The following is a 12266-nucleotide window of genomic DNA, read 5'->3' as shown; positions in this document are numbered from 1 at the left end:
ACAGTGAAAAAACTTCTTCTCGCAGGCGTTGCCCTGCTGGTAACGGCCAATATCGCGGCGGCTCGTGATATCACCATCGCGCAGAGCTCGGATCTGCGCAGTAACAATCCCGGCGTGAACCGCGATGGCAATACGGACGGGGTTATCCTGCACATCGTGGAAGGCCTTGTCGGTTATAACAATGCCGGAGAGGTGAAGCCGCTTCTGGCCGAAAGCGTCGAGGTTGCGGCTGACGGCCTGACCTATACGTTCAAGCTGCGCAAGGACGTGAAATTCCACAATGGCAAGCCGCTCACCGCAGAGGATGTCGTCTGGAACTGGACGCGCTATCTGAAGCCGGAAACCAAATGGGCATGCCTCAACGATTTTGCTGAGGGCGGGGCAGCGCATGTCAACGGCGTCAAGGCCACGGATGCCTCCACGGTCGAGATCACCCTTGAAAAACCCTCTGCCGTTTTCCTCGGTCTCATGTCGCGGCCGGAATGCGGTTATACCGGCATGATCTCGCCGGAATCGGTTGCTGCCGACGGCAGTTTCGTCAAGCCCATTGGCACCGGACCGTTCCAGTGGGACGAGTGGAAGAAGGGCGAATATATCCGCCTCGCTAAATTTGCCGATTATGTTTCGCCGGCAAATGACGGCAAGCCGGACGGTATGGTCGGCTCCAAGCGGCCGCTGGCCGATGGCATCAAGTTCATGGTCATTCCCGATGCTTCGACGGTGAAGGCCGGGCTTGAATCGGGTGTGCTCGATACGGCCGAAATTTCGCCCGATCTCATTCCGGAGTTCAAGACCAACGAGAAGATGCAGCTGATCGTTGCCCGTAACAACGGCAAAAACCTGTTCTATATCCAGACCCGCGACAAGGTGCTGAGCAATCCCGGCGTGCGCCGCGCCATGGCGATGGCGCTCGATCTCGATGAGCTGGTCGCGGCCGCATCGAACGGTACTGGCGAAGCCAACGGCTCGATGGTCTCGCAGGACTCGGTTTATTATGACGAGGCCCAGAAAAAGCGCCCGGCCTATGATGTCGAGGCCGCGAAGAAGGAGCTGGAGGCCGCCGGTTACAAGGGAGAGCCGATCTCCATCATCGCCAACAAGCGCGGCAACGTGCCGAGCTTCCCGGCCGCCGTCATGGCGCAGGCCATGATGCAGCAGGCGGGTCTCAACGTGCAGATCGAGGTGCTGGACTATGCCACGCAGGTGGACCGTCGCCGTTCCGGCAATTATCAGGTGATCTCGCAGTCGGTCGCCCCGCGTCTCGACCCGGCGCTGATGTATGCCTTCTATGTCGGCAACAAGGACAAGAACGCCTCCCTGATGTGGGACGATCCGAAAGCGATCGAACTGATGAAGGCGGCCTATGTCGAAGCCGACCAGACGAAACGCCAGAAGATTTTCGACGAGTTCCACGAACTGATGCTGAAGGAAATGCCGGGCATCTTCCTTTACGACATGGTCGATGTCTGGGGCGCGACGAAGAAGTTGAAGGGCCAGCCGGTCTGGCAGTCGAACGCCCGCCTCTGGGAAGTCTCGGTCGACAACTGATCCACTATGCCCGCGCCGGAGGCGGACCCCGGCGCGGGCTTTCCAATATTAAGCGCAGGAATTTGGCGGTGCGCCCGCCGAAGCGCTTGCGCGTGCCCGCAAAGGGCGGAAATGCGAGGACAAGCCATGAACCGTGACGCCGTGATGTCGATTGCCGCCGAAGTCGAGACGATGAAGCCCGATTTCACCACCTTGAGCGACAGAATCTGGGATTTTGCCGAACTCAAATTCGAGGAACAGCAATCTGCCGGCGTTCTGGCGGGCGCGCTCGAGGAAAATGGCTTTGCGGTTCGCCGTGGCGTGGCAGGCATGGAGACGGCCTTCATCGGCGAATTCGGCAGCGGCAAGCCGGTCATTGCTTTTCTCGGTGAATTCGATGCGCTGGCCGGCATGAGCCAGGTGGCCGACGTGGCCGAGGTGCAGCCGCGCGAGGCGGGCGCCACCGGCCATGGCTGCGGCCACAACCTGCTTGGCGTCGGCTCATTGATGGCCGCTATTGCGCTCGCCCGGCATCTGAAAGCCAATAATCTGCCCGGCACCGTGCGTTATTACGGCTGCCCCGGCGAGGAGGGCGGTTCCGGCAAAACCTTCATGGTGCGTGCCGGGCTGTTCGACGATGTCGATGCGGCGCTGACGTGGCACCCCGCGCCCTTCAACGGCGTGCGCTCGACCAATAATCTGGCCGTGCTGGAATATTTTTACCGTTTCAAGGGTGTTGCGGCCCATGCCTCCAACGCTGCCCATCTAGGGCGTTCGGCGCTCGATGCCGTCGAATTGATGAATGTCGGCGTCAATTTCCTGCGCGAACACATGCCGCAGGATTGCCGGGTGCATTATGCAATCACCGATACCGGCGGCAAGGCGGCGAATGTGGTGCAGGCGAAGGCCGAAGCGCTCTACCTGATCCGCGCCCCGGAAATGCGTCAGGCGCTCGATCTTGCCGCGCGGGTGGATAAGGTCGCGCGCGGCGCGGCGATGATGACCGAAACAGAGGTGGAAATCGTCTTCGATACCGCCTCCACCAATCTCCTGCCCAACATCACGCTGGAAACGGCGATGCATGAAAACATGGTGGCGCTAGGCCCCATCGCCTTTGATGAGGCGGATATCGCTTTTGCCAAACGCATTCAGGACACTTTCACTGACGAGGCGATCAAAAGCAGCATCAGGCTCTACCAGATAAAGGGCGATGTCTTTTCCAACCGGAAGATCGACGGATCGACACCCCTGCATCTCGGCTTGCGCGATTTCGAGGGCCAGTCGCATTTCCGGGCGGGTTCCACCGATGTCGGTGATGTCAGCTGGGTGACGCCAACCGCACAGTGCTGGACGCCCGCCTGGGCGATCGGCACCAATCCGCATACCTGGCAGGTGGTGGCGCAGGGCAAAAGCCCCGCCGCTCACAAGGCCATGGCCCATGCCGCCAAAGCACTCGCGTCGACCGGCTTTGCGCTGATGACCTCGCCGGAACTGCTCGCCAGTGCCAAAAGGGAATGGCAGGAAAAGACCGAGGGCAGCAAATATGTCTGCCCGATTCCCGCCGATGTCATGCCCGGTTCCCATCGATAGAACGTGGTGCACCAACACGCCCATTCTGCTGAACCCGTTCCCTTATCGCGTATTTTCGCCGGTGGAATGGTGCCTCACATGGGCGCGGCAAGCGAAAAGATGTGATCTGCCGGTGGCCTTGCCAATGGCGGGGTCTGCGGGTCCGGCATTGAAAACGGACCCTTTGCCATATTCTTGGTGATCCTCGGTTTCGGCCCGAGGATCCATGATTTCAACAGCTTATCGATCCTCGCCTGACGGGCGGGGGCGACGTTGAAAAAGCATCAGTACGGTTCCCGGCAGTCCGCCCCGGAACTCCTTCCTCCTGAAATCCTCCTTAATCACCGCCTTGTGTGCCGCTTCGCCGCCCTGCCGTGAAGAAAGCATTGACGTTCGGACCAAAAATGGAATAAATATATCGAACAGACAGAAAATCGGTTTCATTATTCCGTTTTCTGGCTGTGAGGAGGTAGCGGCGGGCTCTCGGGTTCGCCTCCGGCTGGGAGAGGTGGCGCCGGACACCGAGGAGGAGAAAACAATGAAGAAATTTATCATCGGCGCAGCCATGTCTGTGCTTCTGGGCACGGCGGCGCATGCGGAGACCGTAGGCGTCTCGATGGCGCTGTTCGACGACAACTTCCTGACCGTGCTGCGCAACGGCATGCAGGATTATTCCAAGGAACTGAAGGGCGTGACCCTGCAGGTCGAGGACGCCCAGAACGACGTTGCCAAGCAGCAGAGCCAGATCCAGAATTTCATCGCGTCCAAGGTCGATGCGATAATCGTCAACCCGGTTGATACGGATGCGACGGCGGCCATGTCGAAGCTCGCCGCCGACGCCAAGATTCCGCTGGTTTACGTCAACCGCCAGCCGGTGAACGTCGATAGCCTGCCGGACGGCCAGGCATTCGTCGCCTCCGATGAGACGGTGGCCGGCACGCTTGAAGCGAAAGAAGTTTGCCGCCTTCTCGGTGGCAAGGGCAATGCGGTCATCATGATGGGTGAGCTTTCCAATCAGGCGGCGCGCATGCGCACGCAGTCTGCCAAGGACGTTCTGAAGACCGACGAATGCAAGGGCATTTCGGTTGTTGAAGAGCAGACCGCGAACTGGCAGCGCACGCAGGGTTCCGACCTTGTGACCAACTGGCTCTCCAGCGGCATCGAATTCAATGCCGTCATCGCCAACAACGATGAAATGGCGATTGGCGCGATCCAGGCCCTGAAGGCCGCAGGCAAGGACATGAAGAGCCATGTCGTCGCCGGCGTTGACGCCACGCAGGACGCCCTTGCCGCGATGCAGGCGGGCGATCTGGATGTGACGGTGTTCCAGGATGCGGCAGGGCAGGGCAAGGGCGCTCTCGATGCCGCGCTGAAGCTCGTCAAGGGCGACAAGGTGGAGAAGAAGGTCTACATTCCTTTCCAGCTCGTCACGCCTGAAAACGTCAAGGACTACGTGGCCAAGAACTAACGGCCGCCTTCCGGCATCTGCGCCCGTTCAGATCGATATTGGAGGCAGATGCCGGTTTCCGACGGCACCGAAGACAAGCTTCGGTGCGCAAGCGGATTACGATTGAATTTCAGTGAATTCAAAGTGTTGCAGCGCCTTTCGTGTCGTGATCGACATGGCGCTGCAAGCCTCCCCGGAGGCAAGGTGCGCCATCTGGCAAAGCCTGTTTCCGGTCATTTTTGTCTATTGTGGAGGATGAGATGGTCGTCAGTCCATCGACAATGGCCGCCGTGCGCGCCAGCGGAGCCGTGCCGAATGCGGAGTATCTTCTCGCTGCGGAAGGCATACGCAAGGAATTTCCCGGCGTCGTGGCGCTTGATGATGTGCAGTTCAAGCTGAAGCGCGGCACCGTGCATGCGCTGATGGGCGAGAATGGCGCCGGAAAATCGACGCTGATGAAGATCCTGGCCGGCATCTACCAGCCGGACAGTGGAGAAATTCGCCTGAAAGGCGCCGACATACGTCTCGATTCCCCGCTCGATGCGCTGGAAAACGGCATTGCCATGATCCATCAGGAACTGAACCTGATGGCCTATATGACGGTGGCGGAAAACATCTGGATACGACGCGAGCCGAAGAACCGGCTGGGCCTCATCGACCATGGCGAAATGTATCGCCGCACCGAAACGCTGCTGGAAAGACTCGGCATCGATCTCGACCCGGAAACCCGCGTCGGCGAGCTTTCGGTGGCAAGTCGCCAGATGGTCGAGATCGCCAAGGCGGTTTCCTATGATTCCGACGTTCTCATCATGGACGAGCCGACATCCGCGTTGACGGAGCGCGAGGTCGAGCATCTCTTCCGCATCATCCGCGATCTCCGGGAACGCGGTATCGGTATCGTCTACATCACCCACAAGATGAACGAGCTGTTCGAGATCGCCGATGAATTTTCGGTTTTCCGCGACGGCAAATATATCGGCACCCACGCCTCGACCGATGTAACGCGTGATGACATCATCCGCATGATGGTGGGCCGTGAAATCACCCAGATGTTCCCAAAGGAAGAGGTTCCGATCGGCGACGTGGTGTTTTCGGTCAAGAATCTCACGCTTGACGGCGTTTTCCACGACATTTCCTTCGAGGTGCGCGCCGGTGAAATTCTCGGCGTTGCCGGCCTTGTCGGATCGGGCCGCTCCAATGTGGCGGAAACGGTGTTCGGTGTAACGCCCGCATCCTCGGGCACGATTGCAATCGACGGCAAGCCGGTTTCGATCGACAGCCCGACGAAGGCCATCAGTCACCGCATGGCGTTTCTGACGGAGGATCGCAAGGACACGGGATGCCTGCTGATCCTGAATATTCTGGAGAACATGCAGATCGCCGTCCTGCAGGACAAATATGTCGCCAATGGCTTCGTGCAGGAAAATGCGCTGTCGGATGCCTGCGAGGAGATGTGCCGCAAGCTCCGGGTCAAGACGCCGCATCTTTACGAGCGCATCGAGAACCTGTCGGGCGGCAACCAGCAAAAGGTGCTGATCGGCCGCTGGATGCTGACCAAGCCGCGTATTCTCATTCTGGATGAGCCGACACGCGGCATCGATGTCGGGGCCAAGGCGGAAATTCACAAGCTGGTTTGCGAGATGGCGCGCCAGGGCGTCGCCGTCATCATGATTTCCTCCGAAATGCCGGAGGTTCTGGGTATGAGCGACCGTGTCATGGTCATGCATGAAGGTCGGGTGACGGGCTTCCTCGATAGAAGTGAAGCCACGCAGGTTAAAGTGATGGATCTCGCATCGCGGTGAGGCGCGTCGGGATTTCTCGAGGAGGAATGACTATGAATACGAACGCCGCCGCCAACACAGAGTTGGACGCAAAATCCGGACGCAAGCCGCACCGGCGCATCCCGCCGGAGGCCAATATCTTTTTCGTGCTGATCGGCATCGCGCTGGTTTACGAAATTCTCGGCTGGATTTTCATCGGCCAGAGCTTTCTAATGAACCAGCAGCGCCTGACGATCATGATCCTGCAGGTCTCGGTGATCGGCATCATCGCGGTTGGTGTCACGCAGGTCATCATCACCGGCGGTATTGATCTCTCTTCCGGCTCCGTCGTCGGCCTGACGGCGATGCTGTCCGCCAGCGTGGCGCAATCGTCCACATGGCCGCGGGCGCTTTATCCGGGGTTGACCGATCTGCCCTTCTTCATACCGCTCGCCGTCGGCATATTGGCTGGTGCCCTTGCGGGCTTCATCAACGGGCAACTCATCGCCCGCACCAAAATCCCGCCCTTCATCGCAACGCTTGGCATGATGGTGACGGCGCGTGGTCTTTCCAAGTGGTATACGAAGGGTCAGCCGATCTCCGGTCTGACGGACGGTTTCAACTTCATCGGCACGGGCATCTGGCCGGTTGTGGTGTTCCTCGTCGTCGCTGTCATCTTCCACGTGGCGTTGCGTTACACTCGCTACGGCAAGTTCACCTATGCCATCGGCGCCAACCAGCAGGCGGCACGCGTGTCCGGTATCAATATCGAGGCGCATCTGATCAAGGTCTATGCCATCGCTGGCCTGCTCGCCGGTCTCGCCGGTGTCGTCACCGCCGCCCGCGCACAGACGGCGCAGGCCGGCATGGGCGTGATGTATGAACTCGACGCCATCGCCGCAGCCGTCATCGGCGGCACATCGCTCGCCGGCGGTGCAGGCCGCATCACCGGAACGGTGATCGGCACCATCATCCTCGGTGTCATGACGTCTGGCTTCACCTTCCTCCGGGTGGATGCCTATTATCAGGAAATCGTCAAGGGCCTGATCATCGTGGCCGCGGTCGTTGCCGACGTCTACCGACAGAAGAAACGCGCAAAGCGCTAAATCCTCCTCCCAGACTTGGGGCAGGCCTTCAGGTTTGCCCCTTTTTTGTGTTCCTGTGAGCCGAGGGGGATCAGCTAAGGTTCATGCCTTGCTGTTCCGATAATCGTGGACGGCCTTGCCGAAGGCCTCGAACAAAGCGCGCGACGGGGCGTCGGTCTCAGCCCAATATTCCGGATGCCATTGCACGCCGACGGCAAATCCCTTGGCGTCGATGACTGAAACGGCCTCGATGGTGCCGTCCGCCGCTGTCGCCTCCACCTGCAGGCGTGGCGCGGTCTCGGCGATCGCCTGCCGATGCAGCGAATTGATCTGGATTTCACCCGACATGCCGAGATGCTGTGCAATGCAGGAGCCTTCGCGCACATGCACCGGCTGGCGGATGGCGAAGGCCACGTCGCGGTCGTCATGTTCCGGCTTGCGATGGTCCCATATGCCGGGCTGCTCCTGAATTTCGGACGCAAGCGTGCCGCCCAGCGCGACGTTCAGCTCCTGAATGCCGCGGCAGATGGCCAGCATCGGGATGCCGCGTTCGATGGCGCGGCGGATGAGCGGCAGGCTGGTGGCGTCGCGGGCCTGATCGAACGGGCCGTCGCTTTCCTGCGCCTCTTTTCCGTAAAGGGCAGGATGCACATTGGTGGCGGAGCCGGACACGAGCAGGCCGTCCACCCGGTCGAGAATGGCGTCGACCTCGTTCCCGTCTTCGAAGGCCGGGACGATGAAGGACATGACACCAGCCACCTTCAGCGCGGCGGAAACATACTGGTTCTGCGCGGCGTGCCAGTCGGCTCCGGTGAAATGCCGGATGTCGGCGGGAACGGCGATAATGGGTTTTGGCATGGTGGCTCCGGGACGAATCTTCGAAATTTGTGCGACTGCCGGCTGGCCAAGTCAAGCATGCGTTTTGCGTTATGACGATCCTTTATGCGCCTAAAGTATAAGGCGATGCCGGGATATTTCAGTTGAAAATAAAATACGAAGCAGAGTTTCCGAAAATTCCCGGAAAGGCCGGTTTTTCCGCGATTAATTCTTGGTGCGGGTGCTTGTCAGCCGGGCCTTAACCGTGCTTACTTTGCTGCGATGCCTGAACAGCAACGAGGGGAATTCAAAGCTGCGGGCAGCGTTCATATCTGGGAGGATATAGATGGATCGCCGTTCCTTTATGAAAAAAGGTGCGCTTGCGGGAGCTGCCACGGCAGCGCTGGCCGCGCCCGCTATTGCACAGCAGAATACCAAGATCAACTGGCGCCTGACGTCGTCGTTTCCGAAATCGCTCGACACGATCTATGGCGGCGCGGAAGATATTGCCAAGCATGTCGCCGCCGCAACCGACGGCAATTTCACCATCCAGCCCTTTGCCGCCGGCGAAATCGTGCCCGGCCTGCAGGCGGCCGATGCCGTATCATCCGGTACGGTGGAAATGTGCCACACCTGCTCCTATTATTACGTCGGCAAGGACCCGACCTTCGCCATCGGCACGGCCATACCTTTCGGCCTCAATGCCCGCCTGACCAATTCATGGTTCTATGAAGGCAACGGCAACAAGCTGCTCAACGAGTTTTACGCCAAGCACAATCTCTACGGCATGATTTCGGGCAATACCGGCGCGCAGATGGGCGGCTGGTTCCGCAAGGAAATCAACACCGTCGACGATTTCAAGGGCGTGAAGATGCGCATCGCCGGTCTGGCCGGTAAGGTGGTGGAAAAGCTCGGCGTGGTGCCGCAGCAGATCGCCGGCGGCGATATCTATCCGGCGCTGGAAAAAGGCACCATCGACGCGGCGGAATGGGTCGGTCCTTATGACGACCACAAGCTCGGCTTCCAGAAGGTGGCGAAATATTACTATTATCCCGCATTCTGGGAAGGTGGCCCGGTCATCCACTCCTTCGTCAATCTGGAGAAGTGGAACAGCCTGCCGAAAAACTACCAGACGGCACTGCAGGACGCCTGCGCCTTCGCCAACACCAGCATGATGGCGAAATACGACGCGAAAAACCCGATCGCCATCAAGCAGCTCGTCTCTGAAGGTGCGGTGCTGAGGCCGTTCAGCCAGGAAATCCTCGAGGCCTGCTACAAGGCCGCGCTGGAAGTCTATGCCAATATTTCGGCCTCCAATCCGGACTTCAAGAAGATCTACGAGGATCAGGTCGCCTTCAAGCGCGAAGGTTATCTGTGGATGCAGCTTGCGGAATACACGTTCGATACTTTCATGATGATCCAGCAGCGTAACGGCAAGCTCTGATTATTCGGTGACGGCGGACCGAGCAAAGGCCCTGGGGATTTCGGTCTCCGGGGTTTTTGTTGTGCGCGCATGCCTTCACGCATCCGACAACAAAGGATGATTTACGATCAATTCCGTTGTGGGCAAAAGCAGCAGGCTCCGCGACCAGCCGGAGTGTCGGCGGGGATTGGCCACGCCGACCTCGGCAAAGGCCTTGCTCTCAACTGTGGAGGTGATGCGATGTGGAAAACGCTGAGCATTGCATTCGTCATTAGGAAAAACCGGACAGGCTGGTCAGTGACTGTCCGGTTCCATTTCTAAAGAGAATAAACGGAAGGCAGGGGCGCAACCCTGTCTTCCACTCCGCAATCATAAGCGTTTCGCCCAGTCCTTACAAGACGCCGATCAGGGTCCGATCTTCGGGGGCTCGCCAAGATTCGGCATGCCCGGCAATCCACCCGGCTGGCCGAAATTGGGCATGGTGTTGCCATCCTGATTGCCGAAGGCGGGCACTTCGATCTTGATGGAATTCAGATCGACTTCGGGCGCCTTGTCCAGCCAGTAGGTGACGGATTCCGGCCAGAAGATCACAATGGCGACCAGGATGAGCTGCATGCCGAGCCAGGGAATCGCGCCCATGTAGATATCCGATGTCTTGACCGTGCGCGGCGCGATGGAGCGCAGGTAGAACAGCGCAAATCCGAAGGGCGGATGCATGAAGCTCGTCTGCATGTTGATGCAGATCAGAACGCCGAACCAGATGAGGTCGATGCCGAGCGACTGGGCGATCGGCGCCAGCATCGGAATGACGATGAAGGCGATTTCGAAGAAATCGAGGAAGAAGGCGAGAAAGAAGATGAAGATGTTGACGAAGATCAGGAAGCCGATGGGGCCGCCCGGAATGCCCGACAGCATATGCTCGATCCAGAGCGAACCGTCCATGCCCTGAAAGACGAGGGAGAAGCAGGTGGCGCCGACCAGAATGAACACCACCATGGAGGTGATATGCATGGTGGAATGCATGCCCTGCTTGATGAGGTCCCAGGTAAGGCGGCGGTGCGCGGCGGCCAGCGCCATGGCGCCCACGACCCCGAGCGCACCGGCTTCGGTGGGTGTTGCAAGGCCGAGGAAGATGGTGCCGAGCACGAGGAAGATCAGCACGATAGAGGGGATCATGCCCGCCAGCACGCGGAACACCAGCGCCCGGTTGAGTTCTCCCCGCGCTTCCGGCGGCAGCGCCGGCAGGTCCTTCGGCCGCACGACCGACATGAACAGGATGAAGAGCATGAAGATGGCGACCTGCAGGATCGAGGGGCCGATGGCGCCCAGATACATGTCGCCCACGGATTTGCCGAGCTGGTCGGCAAGCACGATCAGCACCAGCGAAGGCGGGATGACCTGCGTGATCGTTCCCGATGCGGCGATGACGCCGGTGGCAAGCCGAGGGTTGTAACCATATTTCAGCATGATCGGCAGCGAGATGACGCCCATGGTGATGACCGAAGCCGCAACCGTGCCGGTAATCGCACCGAGGATCGCACCGACGATGATGACGGCATAAGCGAGGCCGCCGGGAATGGCGCCGAACAGCTTGCCCGTCCCTTCAAGCAGATCCTCCGCAAGCCCGCATCGCTCGAGGATCGCGCCCATGAAGGTGAAGAAGGGGATGGCGAGCAGAAGGTCGTTCGAGACGATGCCGAAGATGCGCAGCGGCAGGGCCTGAAGAAAGGCCGGCGAAAAATGCTCCGTGAAGATGCCGATGACACCGAAAACGAGACCGACGGTAGCGAGCGAGAAAGCAACCGGAAATCCGTAAAGCATGAAGATGATCATGCCGAGGAACATCAGTGGCGGAAGAATACCATATTCGAACATGGGAAATATCCTGAAGGTTCAGATCGGTGCGATCATTGCAGGGGTTTTTCGTACTTCGTATCGAGCGCATAAAGCCCGTTGAGGGCGCCTATGCGCTTGATGAGTTCGGAAAAACCCTGAAGAACCAGAAGGGCAAAACCGGCGAAGATGATGAATTTCACCGGCCAGCGGATGAGGCCGCCGGCATTGGAGGACATTTCGCTCTGATGCCAGGATAGCGTGAACATGGGCCAGGAAAGCCAGGCGAGGTAAAAGCAGCCGGGAAGCAGGAACAGCACGATGCCGATAATGTCCACCCAGATGCGGCTGCGCGGTGAAATCGCGCCATAAATGATGTCCACTCGCACATGTTCATTCATGCGCAGCGTGTAGGATGCGCCGATCAGCACGATGAAAGCGAACATGTACCACTGGATTTCCAGCCAGCCGTTTGAACTGTAGTTCAGGGCGTAACGGACCATGGCATTGCCGGCGCTGACGAGGCAGCAGATGAGCACGAGATAACCGGCAACCTTGCCCAGAGCTTCGCTTGCAAGGTCTATCAGCGCACTTAGTTTTAAAAGCGATTTCATAACTTTCCCCTCTTCCCTTTTCGGGCCCTTTGCGGGTTTATGGCGGAGAGCAAAGCCGGGCGCCCCTGCTGCGGCCACGCCTCCACGTGCTTCCGCTGCCACAGGTTCCAGAGTTCCTCCCCACAGAATCCCGTGTATGGTCAGGCGGTTCGAAAAGCAACCAAAACCACCATGAAACGGCTTGGCGGACCG

9 protein-coding genes are annotated in these 12266 nt (G+C 59.2%); 6 read left to right on the top strand and 3 right to left on the bottom strand.

Annotated features, from left to right (window positions below; translation table 11 throughout):
* The first annotated feature begins 3 nt into the window (after positions 1-3).
* The 5 genes from ACQZ60_RS18625 to ACQZ60_RS18605 all read left to right on the top strand — a co-directional run bounded on the left by ACQZ60_RS18625 (position 4) and on the right by ACQZ60_RS18605 (position 7409).
* Positions 4-1548 (top strand): ABC transporter substrate-binding protein, encoded by a 1545-nt coding sequence (locus ACQZ60_RS18625; protein ID WP_448735847.1) that lies wholly within the window; start codon positions 4-6, stop codon positions 1546-1548.
* A gap of 126 nt (positions 1549-1674) precedes the next feature.
* Complete coding sequence (locus ACQZ60_RS18620; protein WP_448735846.1) at positions 1675-3117, top strand: M20 family metallopeptidase; 1443 nt, start codon at positions 1675-1677, stop codon at positions 3115-3117.
* 517 nt (positions 3118-3634) lie between these two features.
* The gene (locus ACQZ60_RS18615) at positions 3635-4564 is read left to right on the top strand and encodes a sugar ABC transporter substrate-binding protein (protein ID WP_020813281.1); all 930 of its coding nucleotides are present in this window, start codon (positions 3635-3637) and stop codon (positions 4562-4564) included.
* A 239-nt stretch (positions 4565-4803) separates the two neighbouring features.
* Positions 4804-6345 carry a sugar ABC transporter ATP-binding protein gene (locus tag ACQZ60_RS18610; RefSeq protein ID WP_020813282.1) on the top strand — a complete coding sequence of 514 codons (1542 nt, stop codon included), beginning with the start codon at positions 4804-4806 and terminating at the stop codon, positions 6343-6345.
* Between the two features lie 32 nt (positions 6346-6377).
* Positions 6378-7409 carry an ABC transporter permease gene (locus ACQZ60_RS18605; RefSeq protein WP_003524582.1) on the top strand — a complete coding sequence of 344 codons (1032 nt, stop codon included), beginning with the start codon at positions 6378-6380 and terminating at the stop codon, positions 7407-7409.
* Between the two features lie 81 nt (positions 7410-7490).
* Here ACQZ60_RS18605 and ACQZ60_RS18600 read toward each other — a convergent pair whose 3' ends face one another.
* Positions 7491-8246: a gamma-glutamyl-gamma-aminobutyrate hydrolase family protein gene (locus tag ACQZ60_RS18600; protein WP_020813283.1), complete on the bottom strand. Its 756-nt coding sequence runs from the start codon at positions 8244-8246 to the stop codon at positions 7491-7493.
* A 304-nt stretch (positions 8247-8550) separates the two neighbouring features.
* On the opposite strand from ACQZ60_RS18600, the gene ACQZ60_RS18595 reads away from it, so the two are divergent.
* Positions 8551-9648, top strand: coding sequence for a TRAP transporter substrate-binding protein (locus ACQZ60_RS18595; protein WP_003524575.1), 1098 nt, complete (start codon positions 8551-8553; stop codon positions 9646-9648).
* A 384-nt stretch (positions 9649-10032) separates the two neighbouring features.
* Here the strand turns inward: ACQZ60_RS18595 and ACQZ60_RS18590 are convergent, their stop codons facing one another.
* Together ACQZ60_RS18590 and ACQZ60_RS18585 are read right to left on the bottom strand one after the other, a co-directional pair.
* Positions 10033-11502: a TRAP transporter large permease gene (locus ACQZ60_RS18590; protein WP_020813284.1), complete on the bottom strand. Its 1470-nt coding sequence runs from the start codon at positions 11500-11502 to the stop codon at positions 10033-10035.
* A 32-nt stretch (positions 11503-11534) separates the two neighbouring features.
* Positions 11535-12074, bottom strand: coding sequence for a TRAP transporter small permease subunit (locus ACQZ60_RS18585; RefSeq protein ID WP_020813285.1), 540 nt, complete (start codon positions 12072-12074; stop codon positions 11535-11537).
* Between the last annotated feature and the right edge of the window lie 192 nt (positions 12075-12266).

The organism is Agrobacterium sp. 22-223-1, from assembly GCF_053522385.1.
The sequence above is the reverse complement of the archived record's forward strand: the minus strand, read 5'-3'. Positions and strand labels throughout refer to the sequence as shown.